Below are 19,390 nucleotides of genomic sequence, written 5' to 3' on the forward strand. Positions count from 1 at the left end.
GCTCCGTGCGTTGCCCTAACTTGGGGATCCATCCCCTCGCCGGCTTGCCTTCGGCAAACCGGGCTACGGGATATCAACCTTCGGTGAGTGGACCGGGCGCCGGGCGCCGTCGCAAGCGCGCCAGTAACAACACCGCCAGTATCCCGATGTACATCGCCGGCTCCCGCACATCCGACTTCACCAGCCACAGGAAGTGCAGGCAGCCGAGGATCGCCGCGGGGTAGATCAGGCGATGCAGCAATGCCCAGCGCCGCTTCAACCGCCGCTGCCAGCCGCGTGTCGAGGTCAGCGCCAGCGGCAGCAGCAGCAGCCAGGCCGAGAAGCCCAGGGTGATGTAGGTGCGCTTGACCAGGTCCTTGGCCAGCTGAGCCGCCGACCATTCGAGGTCGAAGGTCAGGTAGATCGTGAAATGCAGCGTGATCCAGAAGTAGGCCCAGAGCCCCAGCAGGCGCCTGACCTGGATCGCCTCGCCGCGGCCCGTGAGGCGCCGCAGCGGCGTCATCGCCAGCGTCGCCAGCAGGATGCGCAGCGCCCATAGCCCGGTCTGGTGCTCCAGGAACTCCACCGGGTTGGCGCCGAGGCGCGCCGTGGCCACGCACCCGCCCAGCCAGGCCAACGGCGCCATTCCCAGCGTCCAAGCGGCCAGGCGCCACCACAGCAGCGGTCGTTGCAGCGCGCCCATCAGTACAGCTTTTTCGGGTCCATGCCGGTGTAGAGCGAGGCCACCTCGGGATAGCCGTTGTAGGGCAGGGTCTTGCGCTTGAACAGCTCGCCCAGGCGGCGCTCGCTGGCCTGGCTCCAGCGCGGATGATCCACGTCCGGGTTCACATTGGAATAGAAGCCGTATTCGTTGGGCGCCATCTGGTTCCAGGTGGTGACCGGCGCGCGCTCGGTGAAGCGGATGCGCACCACCGACTTGATGCTCTTGTAGCCGTACTTCCAGGGCAGGATCAGGCGCAGCGGTGCGCCGTTCTGGTTGGGCAGGATCTTGCCGTACATGCCCACCGAGACGAAGGCCAGCGGGTGCATGGCCTCGTCGATGCGCAGGCCTTCCTTGTAGGGCAGCTCCAGGCCGCTCCAGCGCGCCAGCGGCATCTGCTCCTTGTCGTACAGGGTCTCGAAAGCGACGTACTTCGCTTTCGAGGTCGGCTTGAAGCGCTTCAGCAGCTCGGCCAGCGGAAAGCCCACCCAGGGCACCACGATGCTCCAGGCCTCGACGCAGCGGTGGCGATAGACGCGCTCTTCCAGCGCATGCGGCTTGATCAGTCCGTCCAGGTCGATGCGGCCCGGCGCCTCGCACTCGCCCTCCACCGCCACCGACCAGGGCCGGGTGCGCAGGGTGTGGGCGTTGCGCGCCGGGTCGCCCTTGTCGGTGCCGAACTCGTAGTAGTTGTTGTAGGTGCTGGTGGTCTCGAAGGGCGTCTGGGTCTCGCCGCCGGCCTGTTCGCTGCGTTTGGCGATCTTCAGGCCTGCCCCAGGCGCCGGGGCCGCGGGCGGGACGGCAGGGGCGGCGGCCTCGCCGCAGCCGGAGGCCAGCAGCGCGGCGGTGCCCAGGCCCATCCGCGCCAGGATGTCGCGGCGCGAGTAGTAGGCCGGCTCCGGCGTGATCTCGCTGGACGGGACGGCGGACGGCGGCAGGATGCGGATCAGCATGGCGGACTCCCCGTGGGTTTCTCGAACCTGTGCCAGTCTGACACCGGAGGATGCCGGCTGTTCGCCGCTGTCATAATGTCCGGACGGAGCAGCATGAATCGCGGACGAACGAGCATATGGAGCTGGACGAGCTGATCGAGACTTTCGAGTTCCTGGGCGACTGGGAGGAGCGCTATCGCTATCTGATCGACCTGGGCCGCAAGCTGCCGCCGATGCCGGTGGAGGAACACACCGAGGCCAACAAGGTGCGCGGCTGCATGTCGCAGGTCTGGTTTGCCCACGACCTCAAGCCGGGCTCGCCGCCGACCCTGGAACTGCGCGGCGATTCCGACGCCCATATCGTCAAGGGCTTGATCGCGCTGCTGTTTACGGTGGTCTCCGGCAAGACGCCGCAGCAGGTCCTGGACACCGACATCGGCGAAATCTTCACCCGCCTGGGGCTGGAGAACCACATCACGATGAACCGCCGCAACGGCTTTTATTCTATGGTGGAGCGGATCCAGAACATCGCGCACGAGGAGTTGGCACGCGCGTAACACGGGACCGTTTAGAATCGGTTGCATCAGACAGGAGTGCAGCAATGGCGATGGGCGCTTTCTTCTTCTACGCGTTGGTGATCTTCGCGGTCGTCACCCTGTTCAAGGGCGTGGTCACCGTGCCGCAGGGCAAGGAATACACGATCGAGCGCTTCGGCAAGTACCGCGCCACCTTCGGTCCGGGCCTGCACTGGCTGGTGCCCTGGGTGGACCGCGTCGGCCGCAAGCTGTCGCTGATGGAGCAGGTGCTGGACGTGCCCTCGCAGGAGGTCATCACCAAGGACAACGCCATGGTCGGTGTCGACGGCGTGGTGTTCTTCCAGATCCTGGACGCGCCCAAGGCTGCCTACGAGGTGCAGAACCTGGAGCTGGCGGTGATGCAGCTGACCATGACCAACCTGCGCACCGTGATGGGTTCCATGGACCTGGACGAACTGCTCAGCCAGCGCGACCACATCAACGCCAAGCTGCTGACGGTGGTGGACGAAGCCACCACGCCTTGGGGCATCAAGGTCACCCGCATCGAGATCAAGGACATCCGTCCGCCGTCCGACCTGGTCGACTCGATGGCGCGCCAGATGAAGGCCGAGCGCGAGAAGCGCGCCAACATCTTGGAGGCCGAGGGTTTCCGCCAGGCCGCGATCCTCAAGGCCGAAGGCGAGCGCCAGTCGCAGATCCTGGTCGCCGAGGGCGAGAAGCAGCAGGCGATCCTCGACGCCGAGGGCCGCAAGGAAGCCGCCTTCCGCGACGCCGAGGCCCGCGAGCGCCAGGCCGAGGCCGAGGCCCGCGCCACCATGATGGTGTCGCAGGCCATCGAGAAGGGCGACGTGCAGGCGATCAACTATTTCGTCGCCACCAAGTACATCGAAGTGCTGGGTCGCATTGCCACCAGCCCCAACGAGAAGCTGGTGCTGATGCCGCTGGAAGCCGGCAGCGTCATCGGCGCGCTCGGCGGTATCGCCGAGCTGACCAAGAAAGTCGGCGGCGCCACCAAGTAGGATCGACGGAGACGCATGATGGATGTCCTCTATTGGCACTGGTGGGCGCTCGGGCTGGCGCTGCTGGTGGCCGAGATGCTGCTGCCCACCGGCTTCGTGCTGCTGTGGATCGGCGCCTCGGCGATCATCGTCGGCACCCTGAGCTGGGTGCTGCCGCTGGCCTGGCAGCTGGAGCTGGTGCTGTTCGCCGTGCTGTCGCTGGCCAGCTTCCTGGTGTGGAAGAAATTCCGCCCCGAGGTGCAGGAGAGCGACCAGCCGATGCTCAATCGCCGCGGCCAGTCCTACGTCGGCCGCACCTTCACGCTGCGCGACCCGATCGTCAACGGTGTCGGCAAGCTGCGCGTCGACGACTCGCAGTGGCGCATCACCGGCCCTGACGTGCCCGAGGGCACGCAGGTGCGCGTGATCCGCGCCGACGGCGCCACACTGCACGTGGAGTCGCTGTAATCGAAACCGAGCACGCCAAGCAGGGCACGCCGCTGCGGCATCCGCTGCGGCCGCCGCATATCACCGGGGCCGAGAATCTCTACTCCTTCGGGGAAGAGGTCAGCCATGCCGTGACCCACGGCCTGGGCGTGGTGCTGTCGATCGCCGGCCTGGTGATCCTGGTCGCCAAGGCCACGCTCTACGGCAACGCCTGGCATATCGTCGCCGCCAGCATCTTCGGCAGCACCCTGGTGCTGATGTACGCCGCCTCCACGCTGTACCACTCGATCCCGCTGCCGGGCGCCAAGCGCATCCTGCGCGTGCTCGACCACTCGCTGATCTACTTCCTGATCGCCGGCACCTACACGCCGTTCACCCTGATCACCCTGCGCGGCCCCTGGGGCTGGGGCCTGTTCGCCTTCACCTGGGGCCTGGCCCTGGCCGGCGTGGTGTTCAAGATCTTCGCCACCGGCAAGTACGAAAAGGTGTCGCTGGCGATCTACCTGATGATGGGCTGGTGCGCCCTGGTCGCCATCAAGCCGCTGCTGGTGGCGCTGGAGCCGGCCGCGCTGTGGCTGGTGCTGGCGGGCGGCCTGACCTACAGCGGCGGCGTCGCCTTCTACACCTGGACCAGCCTGCGCTACCACCACGCGGTCTGGCATCTGTTCGTGCTGGGCGGCAGCGTGCTGCACTTCTTCGCGATCCTGATCTACGTGATTCCGGGCGCCAACGGGTAAGCCGGGGTTGTCGTGGATTGCCTTGAATGGCAATCCACGCCGGCGAACGCCCGCACATGGATGTGCGGGCCGGGGTCAACTGGGCGAGCCGCAGTCCCGCCATGGATGGCGCCACCGTCTTCCTTGCCCGACCGCGCTAGACTCCCTGCAACGAGGAGAGTCCCATGCCCAAGAACGGCTTCGCCGCGGTCAAGAGTCCCTACCTGGTCCCCCACGACGGGACCTTCCGTGTGTCCAAGGCAGCTACCAAGCCGCCCGCGAAGCAGGCCGACAAGGAGGTCTGCAAGCTGTGGCTGGCCGAGGCGGTGCAGGAGCTCTCCACGCTGCAGCACATCCTCTATGCCAACGACTACCACAGCGTGCTGCTGGTGTTCCAGGCGATGGACGCCGCCGGCAAGGACAGCACCATTCGCGCCGTGCTCACCGGCGTCGATCCTGCCGGCTGCGACGTGCATGCCTTCAAGCGTCCCTCGCTGCAGGAGTTGGACCACGACTTCCTCTGGCGCACCGCCACGCGCCTGCCCGAGCGCGGCCGCATCGGCGTGTTCAACCGCAGCTACTACGAGGAAGTGCTGGCGGTGCGTGTGCACCCGGAATACCTCAACTACCAGAAGCTGCCGCGCATCCCGAAGAAGCTGGACGATCTCTGGGAAGAACGCTACGAGTCGATCCGCGACCACGAGAAGCACCTGGCGCGCAACGGCACGCTGATCCTCAAGTTCTGGCTCAACGTCTCGAAGAACGAGCAGCGCGAACGCTTCCTGGCGCGGCTCGACGAGCCCGAGAAGAACTGGAAGTTCGAGAGCGCCGACATCGCCGAGCGCGGATTCTGGAAGCAGTACATGCAGTCCTACGAGGCCGCCCTCAACGCCACCTCGCGCCCCTGGGCCCCCTGGTACGCGATCCCCGCCGACAACAAGCACTTCATGCGCGCCACCGTAGCGGAACTGGTCGTCGCCAGCATGAAGAAGCTGGACCTGCGCTACCCGGAACTGGAGGCGGAGGAGAAGGCACGGTTCGACGAGATGCGGACGCAGTTGCAGAAGGACCGATGAGACCTGCTTGGCCAGGCTCTACCTGTAGGATGTGGTGAGCGCAGCGAACCGCATCAATGGCCCCGACGGTTCACGCGAGTGATGCGGTTCATTTCATTCACCGCATCCTACGGGCTCTGCACCGACTGGCGCCTGATGGCGAAAAGCCAAGGCAACAACGATAGCGCTACCAGCCCCAGGCTGGCCAGCAGCATGCCCCCGAGCGCGGGAGCGATTCCGGCCAGGGTGCCCTTTGCGGCAAGGATACGTGGCAGCACCAGCAGGATGCCGATCGACTGGATGAGGAAGGCGAGCATGCCGCAAGCCAGCGTCAGTCTTGCGTAGTCCTTGTTCGGTGGACGACTGCGTTGCGCTTCGATCCAATCGAGGCCGACGATCTGTGCTGCAGCGGCGATGAGGCCGAGCTTGATGATGCCGAAGTATTGGGTATTGTTGCCGTAGCCGGCGCCGATCAGCATGGACGCGGTGAGTGCCAGCGCCAGGAAACCTATGAAGAACACCACGCCGGCGCGAAAAATGCGGAACGGGCGGTGAGGCGCCGCAAGCCTTGGCTGGGTGCCTGGAAGCCTGCCGCGCCAACTCAGGTAAGCGCTGACGCCCAGGGCCAGCAGCATGATCAGCCAGCCGTATTGCCTGTTGAAGGCCTGAGCAGCCAGGTATCCCTTCTCCTGCCCATCCAGCTGCTGCCCCGGGAGCGCGACATGCTCGGCGCCGAGTACACCCGCCAGGACGCTGACCGGCAGCAGGATGGCGAACAGCAAGGCAAGAAACCACAGGTATCCGAATCCCAAACGTCGGATCATGGCGACGATCATCCTCGCAACGGCAACGTATGCACCCGCATCCCCTCATACGGCCGCCGCGACAGCGTCAGCAGCGCCTCGGCCACCGCCAGCGTCGTGATCGGCCGGTACTTGGCCAGTGGGCCGGCCAGCAGCGGCGAGAACAGCGGGCTGAGCTTCTGCGCCAGGGCTTCGCCGGGGCGGGATTCGCTGCGTTCGCCCATCAGCAGCGAGGGCTGAACGATGCGCAGCGAGGGATAGCCCAGCGCCGCCACGTCCTGTTCCATGCGGCCCTTCACGCGCGAATAGAACGACGGCGAGTGGGCCGAGGCGCCGATCGCGGACACCACCAGGAACTGGCGGGCGCCCTGGGCCAGGGCGGCCTGGGCCAGGGCGACGACGAAGTCGTGGTCCACCTGCTCCAGGCCGGCGCGGCCGGCCTTGCCCTGGGTGGTGCCCAGGCCGCAGTAGACGTCGTCGGCCTTGAGCTGGTCGCCGAGGGCGGGCAGGTCGCTGAAATCGCTGATCACCGTCTGCAGCTTGGGATGCGACAGGGGCGGCGGCCGGCGGCCGATGACCTTGACGCGGTCGTAGTCGGGCGATGCCAGCAGCAGCGGCAGCAGCTGCTGTCCCACGGCGCCGGTGGCGCCGGCCACCAGGGCGGTCTTGGACTCGGTCACGGTGCTATCCTCGGTCTATGGCGGCAGTGTAACCGCCGGGATTGAAACTGCGACGGCTGTGTCCGGTCAAACACGGTCACTGCCAAGGATGGGCCATGACTTCTGTTTCCTTCACCCTTCACCCCCGACTCAACGCCGACTGCTTCGTCGCGGGGGATTGGCCGCTGTCCCGCCTGCTGCTGATGAACGACAGCCAGTACCCCTGGTTCATCCTGGTGCCGCGGCGCAACGATGTCCGCGAGATGCACGAGCTGGACGCCTCCGACCAGACCCAGCTGTTCCGCGAATCCATGATCCTGAGCCGCGCCCTGGCCCTGGCCTACAGGGGCGACAAGCTCAACGTCGCGGCGCTGGGCAACATCGTGCCGCAGCTGCACCTGCACCATATCGTGCGCTTTGCCAGCGACCCGGCCTGGCCGGCGCCGGTCTGGGGCAAGCTGCCGGCGAAACCCTACTCGGAAGGCCAGGCGCTGGCACAGATCGAGCGCCTGCTGCCGCGCCTGGAACTGCCGCTGATGCCGCTGCGCACGGTGGCCCCGGCCGTCACTCCGCCGGCCGACCAGTGAACCGGGCTTTCCCGATCTGAACCCGCTTGCTTCCTCCCGTCCGCGGTCCATAGACTGGAGCGAGCACCGCCCGTCCGAGGCGGACTGATAACGAAAAGACGAGGGGAAGTGCATGGTCAAGCGGCTGCTGTGGACCCTGTTGCTGTTGTCGCCGGCGGCCCTGGCCGCCGCTCCAGCCGCCAAGCCGGCTGCCGCCGCCCCTGCGGCGCCCTATGCGGCAGCGGGAGCAGCCACCGGCCTGTATCCGGTGCCCGACGCGCCCTACACCGCGACCTTCCGCTCGATCTCGCTGGCCGACCTGGTCCGCCTCAACCTGACCACGGGCACCTGGCATGGCTCGCCCAAGGTGCAGAAGGATCGCGCCTGGTACGACAGCCATTTCTACGACACGCTGGCGGCGCGCAAGGTCTGGCGCGACGGCAGTTCGCCGCCGCATTACCCGCCCTACCAGGGCCCGATCACCTGGGACATCGTGCCGATCCCGCAGGCGCCGCCGCCGTCCTGCGACCAGCCGCAGCCCACCGGCTACGACGCCGAGTCCTGCCGCTACGTGAACCAGCTGTTCAAGGACGTGGAGAAGACCGATCCCGCCGCTGCCAGGCTCGCCCGCGAGCAGGTGCGCCGCGGCCGCGATGTCTGGTTCAAGGGCACTTTCGGCGACCAGGACGAGGAATACCTGCACACCACGCGCACGGTGGGCAAGGACAATGTCTGGTACCCCTGGCTCGACACGCGCGAGCGCAAGCACCGCTTCACCAAGTGGGGAATGATCAACGACCCGGACTGCACCGAAGGCGATGCCAGCACCAACTGGTACGATCGCTGCCCCGATGAGCACAGCTCCGGCGTGCTGGGCTACCGCAAGTACTACCAGGACCCGACCAGGGACGCCTCGGGCAAGGTCGCCTTCGACCCCGCCAGCTCGCCCTACCGGCCCGACGAGCTGAAGAAGAACCTGCGCTTCGTGCTGGGCGGCCCCTGCGTGCAGTGCCATGTCTCCTTCGATCCGACCCACCCGCCGAAGGACCCCAACAGTCCGAAGTGGGAAAACATCCACGCCACCATCGGCAACCAGTACACGATGCAGCCGATGCAGTACGTGATGGGCACGCCGGCGGACTCGCTGTCGCGGCAGGTGCTGGGCCTCGGGCACCGCGTCGGCACCATCGACACCTCGCTGGTGGCCACCGACTTCCAGCACAACCCCGGCACGCAGAACAACATCATGGATTTCTCGAACAAGCGGCTGTTCGAGGAGGACATGAAGGACCCCGTCACCGGCAAGATCAGCCGCGCCCGCACGCGCCACGTGCTCAAGGGTGGCGAGGACAGCGTCGGCGAGCATCTGGCGCTGATCCGCGTCTACGTCAACATCGGCCTGTGCACCGAGGAATGCTGGACGCCGAAGTTCCCCAAGCCCGGCACCTTCTTCGGCGAGAAATCCCGCCAGCAGCCGTTCAGCATCGCGCAGTGTTCCAAGGACTGCGAGGCCTGGAACTACGCCGATGCCAAGATGCCGGAGCTGGCCTCGTTCCTGATGACCGGCGGCCCCACCTACCTGCTCAAGGCCGCCGATGTGGACGGCACGCCGGGCTCGGCCTTCATCGACCTGGCGAAAGTGCCGCAGGGCCGCAAGGTGTTCGCGCGCGAATGCGCCGGCTGTCACAGTTCCAAGTTCGCGCCGGCCAATGTGCGCGGCGACAAGGCCGCGCTGGAGCGCTACTACGAGGGCCACGTGTTCGGTGCCGAGGAGTACTGGCAGAACGAGTTCACCGAGGCCGAGCGCAATGCGCCGGCGTTCCAGGCCAAGTACCTGGCCAAGGACCCGCAGAGCGGCAAGCTGCGCCCGCGCCAGTTCGTCGGCAAGGACTTCCTCGGGCAGGACTGGCTGGCCAACGACGAGCCGGTGCCGTTCAACATCGTCGGCACCAACATGTGCCGTGCCATGCACGACAACCACAGCAAGGGCCACATCTGGGAGGAGTTCGCCTCCGAGACCTACCGCGCGCGGCCCTCGCCGGGCTCGGTGCCCAAGGTCACCAACCGCGTGATCCCGGGCCTGGGTGGTCGCGTGATCGGCGAGAAGGCGATCGAGGGCGGCCCCGGCTACCTGCGCAACTTCTCGCTGCTGTCGGCCTGGGCCACCGCGCCCTTCCTGCACAACAACGCCGTCGGCGAGCTGACGCACCTCAAGAGCGGGGCGATCGACTACACCGTGCGCGGCCGCGTGAAGCAGTTCGAGATCGCCTTCGACGAGCTGCTGACCTCGGACAACCCCAACGTCACGCCGCATCGCCCGCAGAAGATCAGCGTCACCGACCGCGACATCCAGCTGGCGCCGCGCGAGGACCAGCAGGGCCCGATCCACCTGACGGTGAAGAAGGGCACGCCGATCGCCTCGTTCACCTCCTCCGACCCGCACTCGCCGACCTTCATGAAGTGCGACGACCTGGTGGAGAACAAGGGTCACCAGTTCGGCGTGTCGCTGTCGAAGGACGACAAGCTGGCGCTGCGCGAATTCCTCAAGCTGATGTAGGACGGCCGCGGCGATGAAGCGCGCGCTGGCCGTCCTGCTGCTTATCTCCGCCGGCGTTTCGGCGTGGATATGGTTGCGCCCCGCGCCCGGGCCGCGCGGTCCCTCGATCACCGAGCGCAGCGCGCAGGAGCCGGTACAGGCCGCGCCGCGCCTGAGCCGCCGCCTGATCGCCAGCGAAGACCTGCCGCCGGCCGGCTCGCGCTCGCTGTTCGATCACCTGGTGGCACAGAACGAGGGCCTGCCGTACCCCTTCGAGAAGCTGGTGGCGATGCTGCAGAAGCAGGACCCGGAAGGCCGCATGCCGGTGACGCTGATGATCCCGCAGGGGCGCTCGCTGCTGAAGGCGCAGGCGGACTTCCACCACCCGCGCGTGCTGGTGGCGGCGGACTTCCAGGCCCCGGGCTCGCCGGCCAGCCTTGGCCTGGCGCCGCGCGGCCAGCTGTTCCTGGGCTTCGTCGAGAACGCCAACGAGATCGAAGTGCTGAGCTACAACGAGGCCGCCGGCCGCTTCGAGTTCCAGCTGGTGCAGGATTACTCCGCCACCGGTGCGCGCCGCATCGTCTACGCGCGCCGCGCGGTCTGCACCACCTGCCACCAGGGCGGCACGCCGATCTTCCCCCAGCGCCCCTGGGCCGAGACCAACGGCCAGCCGGAGATCGCCGCGCGGATCGTCGCCGCGCGCGGGCCGGCACCGTATCTCGGCATGCCGGCGGCGCAGCCGCTGGGCGCGCCGGAGCGCTTCGACGAGTTGACCGACACCGGCGCCTTCGTCGCCGTGACGCAGCAGCTGTGGATCGACGCCTGCGGCGCGGAAGCCGCCGGCGCCGCCTGCCGCCGCCTGATGCTCAAGCTGGCGCTGCGTTATCTCTCCGACCCCGGCAGCTTCGACGCCGACGGCGCCGAGGCGGCCCAGCTGCGCCAGCTGCAGGCTGCGGCCTGGCCGCCAGAGGGCATCGCCGTGCCGGAGTCCGACCTGCGCAACCGCGATCCGCTGGCCGAACAGCGCGGCCTGCGCAACCGCATCCGCGGCTGGTTCACGCCGGCGCCCAAGCCGGGCGAGGGCGCACGCAACAACGACGACCTGGTGGCCTTCGACCGCCTGCCCAAGCTGCCGGCGACGCTGGACCCGGTGACGCCGCGCCCGCCCAAGCGCCTGCTCACCGCTCACGACATCGACGGGGTCTACGGCCTGGCCGCGCTGTTCAGCGACGGCGACCGCACCCGCCTGGAACAGGCCGGCGGCATCGACGCGGCGACGCTGGAGCGGACGGTGGAGCGGCTGGAGCCGGCGCTGTTCGCGCCCGGCCCGATCTCGCGCGTGAAGATCCTGCAGGGGCTGCTGGCGGCGCTGGGCGCCAAGGACATCCTGGCCTATTGCTGCCTGAACACCGCCGAGATGTCGCCGCCGCAGGCCAGCGGCGGGCCGCCGCTGGAGCTTTCCGCCCACTCGCCGCTGCAGCCCTTCGGGGAGTATTGCTTCAGCTGCCACCGCGGCAACCCGGCGAAGCGCCTCGACTTCATGGGCGGGCGCAACGAACAGGAGGTGCTGGAGCAGGTCAAGGCCACCGCCAAGATCCGCGACGCCCTGGACTGGGACCGCTACCGCGGCACCGACAAGCAGAATACGCTGATGCCCCCGGCGGATTCGCCGCAGCGCGCTGCCCTGGAGGCCGCGCTGAAGCAGGACCCGAAGCTGCTGGAGCGCATGCGCGACACGGTGCCCGGGCTGTTCGATTTCTGAGGAGAGGCGATGAGCCGTCGTCGCGGAATGTTGTCCTTGTGGGAGCGGCTTCAGCCGCGATCTGGGCGTGGCATCGCGGCTAAAGCCGCTCCCACGGGCGTGCTGGTTCTTGGCTTGCTTGCGTCCCTGCCCGCCGCCGCCGAGCCCGCCTTCGCCCGCATGTACAAGTCGCAGTTCGGCTATCCGCCGTCCTGCAACGCTTGCCACAAGGACGGCGGCGGCACGCCGCTGAATCCCTACGGCCAGCAGTTCAAGGACGCCGGCATGAATGCTGGGGCCTTCGCGAAGATCGCGGGCAGCGATGCCGATGGGGACGGTGCGGCCAACGGTGCCGAGGCCCAGGCCCGCGCCAACCCCGGCAACCGCAGCTCCACCCCGGCGAACAAGGGCGACTGGCTCGACACCGCCAGCCTGATCCCGCGCGAGGTGCAGGCCGCCTTCCCCGGCGTGCGCGAATACCTGCCGCGCGACGCGATCCTGACCGACGCCGACATCGCGCGCGCCAGGACCCTGGGGGCGAGCTTGGGCAAGGCCGACGAGAACACCATCTATGTGCCGCTGCAGGACAAGCGCCCGGCCGGCACGGCGCTGATCTTCGCCGCCGAGTTCAAGGGCAAGACCTTCTTCCTGCTGATGGTCACCGACCGCCAGCTCAAGGTGACCCAGGTCAAGGCCATGAACAGCACCCAGGTGCCGGCAGCGGCGCAAAGCAAGGTGTATGCGAAGTTCAGCGGCGTGGCCGTGGACCAGCTGCCGGCGGCCAGCGGCAGCGACCTGGACGCGGCGATCACGGCGGCGGTGAAGAAGGCGGGGACGCTGCTGTATGTGAGGTTGAAGAATGCGTAGCGCGAACGGGAGCCGCAGTACCTGTTCTTCCCTCTCCCGCTGGCGGGAGAGGGTAGGGTGAGGGTGGAGCCATCAAGGAGTAGCGACGTGCGTGACCGCCACCGCGCCACCCTCACCCCAGCCCTCTCCCGCCAGCGGGAGAGGGGGGTTATCCGCCTGTTCGAATTCGGCGTGGTGGCCTTCTTCCTCGCCGTGTTCCTGCTGGCGCGCAGCCTCGCCGTGTCCGCGGCGGAAGCCGACCAGCAGGCGGCGTCGCCCGCCGTCGAGCAAACCCAACCCGCCGGCGACAACTTCGACTTCTTCAGCGACCAGCCGGTAGAGAGCACGGCCGTCGTGGAACTGCCGCCCGAGAAGCCGCTGTGGCAGACCGTCGGCGGGCCGCTGGCGCTGCTGGGCCTGTTCTTCCTGATCCTGGCGGCGGTGTGGTGGTTCATCCCCTTCGAGTCGCACAGCGTCGAGCTGAACCTGCGTGGGCTGCCGCCGGCGGCCAAGCGCGGCATCGCCATGGCGGTGGTGATGTTCGGCATCGCCTTCTGCTTCGGCGCCTCGGAGATCTGGTACCAGCTGCGCCTGCACGGTACGGCAGAGGCCTACTTCGAGCAGATGTCGCTGGGCAAGCTGATCGCCTTCACGCACGCCCACCTGTTCGGCTTCACCACCAGCTTCTTCATCATCGGCATCCCGTTCTCGATGCAGTTCAACCAGCTCAAGTCCTACCAGTGGATCTTCCCGGTGGGCCTGACCGCCTCGGTGGTGGACGTGATGTCCTGGTGGGGCATCAAGTACGTGGCCCCGAGCTTCGAGTGGGTGTCGATGTTCTGCGGCATCCTGTTCAGCGCCAGCTACCTGTTCATGCTGGTGGGCCTGCTGCGCGTGCTGCTGTTCCCCGACGTGATCTGGCGTTCCGACAAGGACGGCCCCGAGCGCCTGCAGCAGAAGCGCGAGCTGCAGGAAGCCAGCCGTCACCGCGAGGGCGATTACTGACGCGGCTGCCGCTGCCGTGACGGCTTGTCCCCCGAACAGGGGACAAGGATCGCGACAATCGCATCACGCGGCTTGATCCACGCTCCGGCGAAGCATGTTTGTCATGGAGCCTTGGCAAAGTAATCCGAAGATAGGGGTTACTCGGCCCATAGGGCCATTTCTCGGGGGTTCTATGAAGTTTGCAGGCTTGCTGGGGCTTGGCGCCCTGGCCATCAGTGGTGCGGCCGTCGCCGGGCCGTATGCGGGCGGATCGTTCGCGCTCAGCGAGCGCGGCGGCTACTCCGATGTGGAGAATGCCCGCGGCAAGAAGCTCTCCGTAGGCTACCGCTTCGACGATTTTCCACTGATGCTGGAGCTGAACCGCTTCGACGCTGGCGACGCCGGCATCGACGACTCCGGGGGCGCGGAACTGAGCTATTCGGGCTGGTCCGGGCTGGTCGGCTGGTGGAGCCGGGCGGCGGGCAGCGATTCCGGATTCTGGCTGGCGGGCGGCTTCTACAATGGCGACACCGAAGTGACCGATCCCAGCGGCCGCGTGGGCCCGGCGGGTGCCCGGTACAAGCAATCCGCCAGCGGCGCCATGCTCAGCGCTGGCGGGGCGTGGATGTTCACCGAGAACGTCGGTTTGCAGCTGTCGCTGGACAGCCTGGTCGGTGTGGAGGATTTCTCCGAGGACGAGAACATCACCGTGGTTTCCCTGGGCCTGGTGTTCGAGCTGCCGACCCGCAAGCGCGAGGCTTCCCCGTCGAGCGCTCCCATCTATATCCCGCCTTACCTGCGGAACTCCGGGCTGGCCACGGCGGGCGCCATCGAGCAACAGCCTCCCGCGTCCGCGTCCGGCGTTCCCCGTCCACCCGACAGCGTGCCGATGGGAGTCGCCGGCGCCACCCGCGTGGTGGCCGAGCCGGCCCGGCTGCTGCGCCAGCCGCGCTTTGATGCCGAAGCGGACAGCCGCGTTCCGGTCGGGGCCAGCGTCGTGCTCCGGCAGCGCCAGAGCGATGCCGCCGGCGATGCCTGGTGGCTGGTCGAGTACGGTGGCGCGAGTGGCTGGCTGAGCGAAACCCTCCTGCACTGAACCGCCGCGGCTTCGCCGGTCCCCAGAACGGGGGACCTTGAGCTGGAAATTTCAGGCATTACCCATTCGGCTAAGTGCTTTCGCCACAGCGCCCCGGCAAAATAGCGCGAGAGGGGATTCTTTCGGTCCGTTGGGCCATTTTCAGGGGGTTATATGAAGTTCGTGAACTGGCTGGGGCTTGGGGCCCTGGCAATGAGTGGTGCGGCTGTCGCAGGCCCGTATCTCGGTGGATCCGTAGCGCTCACGGAGCGTGCCAGCTACGAAGACGTCGAGCGCGCCAATGGCGGCAAGTTCGTCGCCGGCTACCGCTTCGACAATACGCCGCTGATGCTGGAGGTGAACTACCTCGATGCCGGCGATGCCGAGATCGAGAACACCGGCGGCGTGGAGCTGGGCTACTCCGGCATCACGGCCCTGATCGGCTACTGGGCCAAGGGTTCCGACCTGGGTTCGGGCTTCTGGCTGGCTGGCGGCTTCTACAGCGGCGACGCCGAACTGAGCGATCCCAGCGGCTTGCTCGGCATCCCGGGCGCGACCTATGAGGATTCCGCCAGCGGCGTCGCCATCAGCCTGGGCGGCGTGTGGAAGTTCACGCGCTATGTCGGCCTGCAGTTCAGCCTGGACGGCCTGCTTGGGGTCACCGACTTCGCCGACGACGAGAACCTCACGGCCTACACGCTGGGCCTGGTGATCGAGCTTCCGGGCGGCAGCCGCTCGTCCTCCGGGCCGAAGGCCCAGAACTCGGCCTACACCCCGACCTATGCCCCGGCTCCGGTGCCTGCTCCGGCCCCTGCCGCCGAGCTGACGCCCGCGCCTGCGCCCGTCGTTGCTCCGGTCATCGAGGCTCCGGTCGCCGCCGAGGCTGCCGAGGCTCCGCCCACCATCAAGCCCAACCTGCCGGGCGGAATGGCGGCGATCGGCGTGCGCCGCACGGCGCAGCCTACGATGCTGCTGCGCCAGCCGCGGGCCGGCGCCCCGGTGGACGGCAACATCCCCGGCGACGCTGAGGTCCAGCTCCTGCAGCGGGTTCCCAATGCACAGGGCGTCTGGTGGTATGTCTCTTTCAACGGCAGTTCCGGCTGGGTCAGCGAAAGCGCCCTGAAGTAAGCTGGAGGAAAGCGGCCCCGCGGGGAGTCGCGGGGCCGCTTCACTACAGCCAGACGGGGGGACCGCCGTGAACAAGATCCTGATGGCCGCCATCCTGGGCGGCCTTGCCGTTTCTGCCCAGGCGGCATTGCCGGTGCTGATCGTGGCTCCCCGGGTGGTACAGCCGCCGCCGGCCCTGATGCCCGGCCCGGCCAAGGTGAAGCAGGCCACGCTCCTGCGCGCCCGCCCGCAGAACCAGGCCACCGTGGAGGGGCCGGTACCGGCCGGGGCGGCGCTGAAGCTGCAGATGCGCCAGACCAACCGCGACGGTGCCTGGTGGTTCACCGAGCACCAGGGCCTCACCGGCTGGATCAACGAGTCCGCCCTGTCCCAATAGGGCCAAGTCCGGGGCAGGTCCGAATTTACCAGCGCCGGCGGAGGCCCCGCCGGCGTTTGTGTCTCTGCGGCCATGTCCTCCGGTAATATCGATCTCCCAGAATGAACGCCACATCACTTTTAGGGAGATTTGCCGTGAACTACTTCGTGACGGGGGCCACCGGTTTCATCGGCAAGTTCCTGCTGGAACAGCTGCTGGCGCGCCCCGAGGCGCAGGTCTCGGTGCTGGTGCGCGAGTCCTCCAAGGACAAGTTCATCGCGCTGCAGCAGCGCTACGGCGAGGCCGGCTCGCGCCTGCATGCCGTCTACGGCGACATCACCACCCCGGGCCTGGTTTCGGCGGCCGATTTCAAGAAGCTGCAGGGCAAGGTCGACCACGTCTTCCACCTGGCCGCCGTCTACGACATGGGCATGGACGACGCTACCGGCGACCGCATCAACAACGAGGGCACGCGCAACCTCGTGGCCTTCGTCAACGACCTGGGCGGCAAGGTGAAGCTGCACCACGCGTCCAGCGTCGCGGTGGCGGGCGGCGACTACAGCGGCCGTTTCACCGAGGACATGTTCGACGAGGGCCAGCGCGTCGCGCATCCCTACTTCCGCACCAAGTTCCAGTCCGAACAGATTGTCCGGGAGGAATGCAAAGCGCCATTCCGCATCTACCGTCCGGGTGCCGTGGTCGGCCATTCCGAGACCGGCGAGATGGACAAGATCGACGGCCCCTACTACTTCTTCAAGACCATCCAGAAGCTGTCCTACGCCGTGCCCAAGTGGCTGCCGCTGCTCGGCATCGAGGGCGGCAAGGTGCCGCTGGCGCCGGTCGACTACGTCGCCAAGGCGATGGACCACATCGCGCACAAGGACGGACTCGACGGCCAGGTGTTCTGCCTGATCCAGTCGGATTCGCCCACCGTCGGCAGCCTGCTGCAGACGCTGATGGAAGCCGCCCACGGCCCGCAGTTCGCCGCCAAGTTCGAGTTGCCGGCCATCTCGCCGACGGCGCGCGGCCTGGCCCACAAGCTCGGCGAACGCATCCCCGGCACGGTCAGCAAGAGCATCTCCAAGGCCATCGGCGTGCCGGTGTCGGTGCTGGGCTACGTCACCAACCCGGCGGTGTTCGACGACAAGAACGCGCGCCGCGCCCTGAAGGGCTCGGACATCCACTGCCCCGACATCAAGGACTACGCCGACAAGCTCTGGGCCTACTGGGAGCAGTTCCTCGACATCTACGCCAAGGTCAGCAGGGAAGCGGTACGCAAGCTCACCGGCAAGGTCGTGGTGGTCACCGGCGCCTCCTCGGGCATCGGCTTCATCACCGCCAAGAAATTCGCGGCGGCCGGCGCCAAGGTGGTGCTGGTGGCGCGCACCCGCGAGAAGCTGGAAGAGACGCAGAAGATCATCCAGATGGCCGGCGGCGAAGCGCACGTCTATCCCTGTGACCTCAACGACATGCAGGCGATCGACAACTGCTGCGCCGAGATCACCAAGGACTTCGGCCACGTCGATATCCTGATCAACAACGCTGGCCGTTCGATCCGCCGCGCCGTGTTCGAGTCGCTGGACCGCTTCCACGACTTCGAGCGCACCATGCAGCTGAACTATTTCGGCGCGATCCGCATGATCCTCAACTTCCTGCCGGGGATGGCGAAGCGCCGCGACGGCCACATCGTCAACATCAGCTCGATCGGCGTGCTCAGCAACGCCGCGCGCTTCTCGGCCTACGTCGCCAGCAAGGCTGCGCTGGATGCCTTCAGCCGCTGCCTGTCGGCGGAAGTGAAGCACCGCAACATCGCGGTGACGGCCATCTACATGCCGCTGGTGCGCACGCCGATGATCGCGCCGACCAAGCTGTACGACTACGTGCCGGCCTGGTCGCCGGAAAAGGCCGGCGACACCGTGCTGGAGACGGTGCTGCGCCGCCCGAAGTCGGTCGCTACGCCGCTGGGCACCGCCGCCGCCGTGTCCTACGCGCTGTGGCCCAAGCTCAACGACAGCCTGCTCAACCGCGGCTTCCGCCTGTTCCCCTCGTCCTCCTCGGCCAAGGGCCGCAAGGACGGCGGCAAGCCGACGCTGGAGCAGGTGGTGTTCGCCAACGTGTTCAAGGGTGAGTATTTCTAAGCTGGCTGTGGAACCCCTCTCCCGCAAGGGGAGAGGGGCTTCAAAATGAAAGGCCCGCGTCAGCGGGCCTTTTTTATTCCGGCAGAAGAGCCTTACGCGCTCTTCGCCAACCGCTTCCCGCGCTTCGCCACGCTCGCCGCCAGGTCACCCAGCACCAGCGTGGTGTCGTCCCAGTGGATGCAGGCGTCGGTGACCGACTGGCCGTAGACCAGGTTGGGGCCGATGTCCTGGCGGCCTTCCACCAGGTGCGATTCGATCATCACGCCGACGATGCGCTCGTCGCCGCCGGAAATCTGGTGGCCGACGTCCTCGCCGACGTTGACCTGGCGCTTGTGCTGCTTCTGGCTGTTCGCATGCGAGAAGTCGATCATCACCTGCGGCTTGAGGCCCGCCTTGGTCAGCGCGGCGCAGGCGGCGTCGACGCTCTTGGCGTCGTAGTTGGTGCCGCTGTTGCCGCCGCGCAGGATCACGTGGCAGTCGGCGTTGCCGGCGGTCTCGAAGATCGAGATCTGGCCCTGCCCGGTCAGCGACAGGAAGCGGTGCGGGCTCTGCGCCGAGACGATCGCGTCCACCGCCACCTTGACGCTGCCATCGGTGCCATTCTTGAAGCCCACCGGGCAGGACAGGCCCGACGCCATTTCGCGATGCAGCTGCGACTCGGTGGTGCGCGCGCCGATGGCGCCCCAGCTCACCAGGTCGGCCACGTACTGCGGCGTCAGGAGGTCGAGGAACTCGACGCCGGCGGGCACGCCCATGTCGTTGAGCTGCACCAGCAGCTTGCGCGCCACGCGCAGGCCCTGCTCGATGTCGTAGCTGTCGTTGAGGTTCGGGTCGTTGATCAGGCCCTTCCAGCCGACCGTGGTGCGCGGCTTTTCGAAATACACGCGCATGACGATCAGCAGGTCGTCCTTCACCTGCTCGCGGTAGGCCTTCAGGCGCTCGGCGTACTCCAGCGCGGCCTTGGGGTCGTGGATCGAGCAGGGGCCGACGATCACCAGCAGGCGGCTGTCACGGCCCTGCAGCACGTCCTGGATTTCCTTGCGGGTCTCGACCACCGTCTTCGCCGCGTTTTCGGTCAGCGGGATTTCGGCCTGGACCTGCGCCGGGGTGGAGACCGGGCGGATCGACTGGATCCGCGTATTTTCGGTAACGAACATCGTAGGAACCGCTTGTCA

At 67.4% G+C, this 19,390-nt stretch carries 19 protein-coding genes; 14 read left to right on the forward strand and 5 right to left on the reverse strand.

All coding sequences use genetic code 11. The features are described 5' to 3' along the window. Window positions 1-73 precede the first annotated feature (73 nt). Both D0B54_RS00720 and msrP read right to left on the reverse strand, forming a co-directional pair. On the reverse strand, window positions 74-682 hold the full coding sequence (locus D0B54_RS00720; RefSeq protein WP_117288294.1) for a protein-methionine-sulfoxide reductase heme-binding subunit MsrQ: 609 nt from the start codon (window positions 680-682) through the stop codon (window positions 74-76). Beyond that, window positions 682-1,653, reverse strand: a complete 972-nt coding sequence (gene msrP, locus D0B54_RS00725) for a protein-methionine-sulfoxide reductase catalytic subunit MsrP (RefSeq protein WP_117288295.1) — start codon at window positions 1,651-1,653, stop codon at window positions 682-684. The genes D0B54_RS00720 and msrP overlap by 1 nt, the downstream gene beginning before the upstream one ends. A 116-nt stretch (window positions 1,654-1,769) precedes the next feature. On the opposite strand from msrP, the gene D0B54_RS00730 reads away from it, so the two are divergent. The 5 genes from D0B54_RS00730 (at window position 1,770) to D0B54_RS00750 (ending at window position 5,405) form a co-directional block, all read left to right on the forward strand. Beyond that, a complete protein-coding gene (locus tag D0B54_RS00730; RefSeq protein WP_117288296.1) occupies window positions 1,770-2,189 on the forward strand; it encodes a SufE family protein in 420 nt (139 codons plus the stop codon). Window positions 2,190-2,239: 50 nt separating this feature from the next. Further along, window positions 2,240-3,187 carry an SPFH domain-containing protein gene (locus D0B54_RS00735; protein ID WP_117294940.1) on the forward strand — a complete coding sequence of 316 codons (948 nt, stop codon included), beginning with the start codon at window positions 2,240-2,242 and terminating at the stop codon, window positions 3,185-3,187. Window positions 3,188-3,205: 18 nt separating this feature from the next. Beyond that, complete coding sequence (locus tag D0B54_RS00740) at window positions 3,206-3,634, forward strand: NfeD family protein (protein ID WP_240433515.1); 429 nt, start codon at window positions 3,206-3,208, stop codon at window positions 3,632-3,634. A 59-nt stretch (window positions 3,635-3,693) separates the two neighbouring features. Next, window positions 3,694-4,350, forward strand: coding sequence for a PAQR family membrane homeostasis protein TrhA (trhA, locus tag D0B54_RS00745; RefSeq protein WP_117288298.1), 657 nt, complete (start codon window positions 3,694-3,696; stop codon window positions 4,348-4,350). Window positions 4,351-4,514: 164 nt separating this feature from the next. Next, window positions 4,515-5,405 (forward strand): PPK2 family polyphosphate kinase, encoded by an 891-nt coding sequence (locus D0B54_RS00750; protein ID WP_117288299.1) that lies wholly within the window; start codon window positions 4,515-4,517, stop codon window positions 5,403-5,405. Window positions 5,406-5,512: 107 nt separating this feature from the next. Here the strand turns inward: D0B54_RS00750 and D0B54_RS00755 are convergent, their stop codons facing one another. Together D0B54_RS00755 and D0B54_RS00760 are read right to left on the reverse strand one after the other, a co-directional pair. Then, complete coding sequence (locus tag D0B54_RS00755) at window positions 5,513-6,220, reverse strand: hypothetical protein (protein ID WP_117288300.1); 708 nt, start codon at window positions 6,218-6,220, stop codon at window positions 5,513-5,515. Beyond that, the gene (locus tag D0B54_RS00760; protein WP_117288301.1) at window positions 6,217-6,867 is read right to left on the reverse strand and encodes an NAD(P)H-binding protein; all 651 of its coding nucleotides are present in this window, start codon (window positions 6,865-6,867) and stop codon (window positions 6,217-6,219) included. The genes D0B54_RS00755 and D0B54_RS00760 overlap by 4 nt, the downstream gene beginning before the upstream one ends. A gap of 95 nt (window positions 6,868-6,962) precedes the next feature. On the opposite strand from D0B54_RS00760, the gene D0B54_RS00765 reads away from it, so the two are divergent. From D0B54_RS00765 to D0B54_RS00805, 9 genes are all read left to right on the forward strand, one after another. Next, window positions 6,963-7,433: an HIT domain-containing protein gene (locus D0B54_RS00765; protein ID WP_117288302.1), complete on the forward strand. Its 471-nt coding sequence runs from the start codon at window positions 6,963-6,965 to the stop codon at window positions 7,431-7,433. A 112-nt stretch (window positions 7,434-7,545) separates the two neighbouring features. Beyond that, a complete protein-coding gene (locus tag D0B54_RS00770) occupies window positions 7,546-9,969 on the forward strand; it encodes a hypothetical protein (protein ID WP_117288303.1) in 2,424 nt (807 codons plus the stop codon). A 13-nt stretch (window positions 9,970-9,982) separates the two neighbouring features. Next, the gene (locus D0B54_RS00775; RefSeq protein ID WP_117288304.1) at window positions 9,983-11,710 is read left to right on the forward strand and encodes a hypothetical protein; all 1,728 of its coding nucleotides are present in this window, start codon (window positions 9,983-9,985) and stop codon (window positions 11,708-11,710) included. A 114-nt stretch (window positions 11,711-11,824) separates the two neighbouring features. Continuing rightward, entirely contained in the window at window positions 11,825-12,556 is a 732-nt protein-coding gene (locus D0B54_RS00780) for a hypothetical protein (protein ID WP_117288305.1), read from the forward strand. Between the two features lie 87 nt (window positions 12,557-12,643). Next, entirely contained in the window at window positions 12,644-13,540 is an 897-nt protein-coding gene (locus D0B54_RS00785) for a hypothetical protein (RefSeq protein ID WP_162932105.1), read from the forward strand. Between the two features lie 172 nt (window positions 13,541-13,712). After that, entirely contained in the window at window positions 13,713-14,615 is a 903-nt protein-coding gene (locus D0B54_RS00790) for a hypothetical protein (RefSeq protein WP_162932106.1), read from the forward strand. Window positions 14,616-14,768: 153 nt separating this feature from the next. Further along, window positions 14,769-15,722 carry a hypothetical protein gene (locus D0B54_RS00795; protein ID WP_162932107.1) on the forward strand — a complete coding sequence of 318 codons (954 nt, stop codon included), beginning with the start codon at window positions 14,769-14,771 and terminating at the stop codon, window positions 15,720-15,722. Window positions 15,723-15,789: 67 nt separating this feature from the next. Continuing rightward, window positions 15,790-16,098 (forward strand): SH3 domain-containing protein, encoded by a 309-nt coding sequence (locus D0B54_RS00800; protein WP_117288309.1) that lies wholly within the window; start codon window positions 15,790-15,792, stop codon window positions 16,096-16,098. A gap of 134 nt (window positions 16,099-16,232) precedes the next feature. Further along, entirely contained in the window at window positions 16,233-18,215 is a 1,983-nt protein-coding gene (locus D0B54_RS00805) for an SDR family oxidoreductase (RefSeq protein WP_117288310.1), read from the forward strand. Between the two features lie 92 nt (window positions 18,216-18,307). Here the strand turns inward: D0B54_RS00805 and D0B54_RS00810 are convergent, their stop codons facing one another. After that, window positions 18,308-19,372, reverse strand: coding sequence for a 3-deoxy-7-phosphoheptulonate synthase (locus D0B54_RS00810; RefSeq protein ID WP_117288311.1), 1,065 nt, complete (start codon window positions 19,370-19,372; stop codon window positions 18,308-18,310). Window positions 19,373-19,390: the final 18 nt, after the last annotated feature.

It is taken from the genome of Solimonas sp. K1W22B-7, from assembly GCF_003428335.1.
Classification (GTDB): domain Bacteria; phylum Pseudomonadota; class Gammaproteobacteria; order Nevskiales; family Nevskiaceae; genus Solimonas_A.